This window comes from Mycolicibacterium agri (assembly GCF_002553505.1).
Lineage (GTDB): Bacteria > Actinomycetota > Actinomycetes > Mycobacteriales > Mycobacteriaceae > Mycobacterium > Mycobacterium agri.
Genome location: NZ_PDCP01000224.1, coordinates 1 through 1,022, shown reverse-complemented (window position 1 = coordinate 1,022; position 1,022 = coordinate 1). Strand labels below are relative to the sequence as shown.

The following is a 1,022-nucleotide window of genomic DNA, read 5'->3' as shown; positions in this document are numbered from 1 at the left end:
AACCCGGACCGGGCCGCCCCCGCGGCCAACCACCCAACCGAAAGGACTCATCGCATGCCCGAGGTCGTATTCAGCGTTGATCATTCCAAGTCGATGCGCGATCAGGCGGTGCCCGGCCACAATCGCTGGCATCCCGACGTCCCGGCGGCCGCGACGGTCAAGCCGGGCAGTGAATTCCGGATCGAATGCAAGGAGTGGACCGACGGCCAGATCGGCAACAACGACTCGGCCAACGACGTCCGCGATGTGAACCTTGCTCCCTGCCACATGCTCTCGGGGCCGATCGCAGTCGAGGGTGCCGAACCCGGCGACCTGCTGATCGTCGACATCCTCGACATCGGGCCGGTGCCGCAGGTCAAGGGCGATAACTGCGGCGAGGGCTGGGGCTACTCCGGCATCTTCGCCAAGGTGAACGGCGGCGGCTTCCTCACCGACTACTATCCCGACGCCTACAAGGCGATCTGGGACTTCCACGGTCAGCAGTGCACGTCGCGCCACGTGCCCGGCGTCCGCTACACCGGCATCACCCACCCCGGCCTGTTCGGCACCGCGCCGTCGCCGGATCTGTTGGCCAAGTGGAACGAACGCGAACGGGCACTGATCGCTACCGATCCCGATCGGGTACCACCGCTGGCCCTGCCGCCGTTGGCAGAGGGGACGCTCGGCGGCACCGCCGCCGGCAAGCTGCTGGACGCCATCGGAGCCGACGGGGCCCGCACCGTGCCCCCGCGGGAGAACGGCGGCAACCACGACATCAAGAACTTCACCAGGGGCAGCCGGATCTTCTACCCGGTCTTTGTCGAAGGCGCCATGCTCTCGGGTGGCGACCTGCACTTCTCCCAGGGCGACGGTGAGATCAACTTCTGCGGAGCCATCGAAATGGGCGGCTTCATCGACATGCACGTTGATCTGATCAAGGGCGGGATGGAGACCTACGGCGTCACCTGTTGACCGTCTCTGTGGATGACGACCGCGGGGTGGCCATTCTTCATTGAGGCTGCCGATGTGGCGGTCGGCGTGGT

At 66.1% G+C, this 1,022-nt stretch carries 1 pseudogene; it reads left to right on the top strand.

Annotated elements, in window-relative coordinates:
• Positions 1 to 54 precede the first annotated feature (54 nt).
• A pseudogene (locus tag CQY20_RS33905) lies at positions 55 to 942 on the top strand (acetamidase/formamidase family protein); the annotation flags it as partial.
• Between the last annotated feature and the right edge of the window lie 80 nt (positions 943 to 1,022).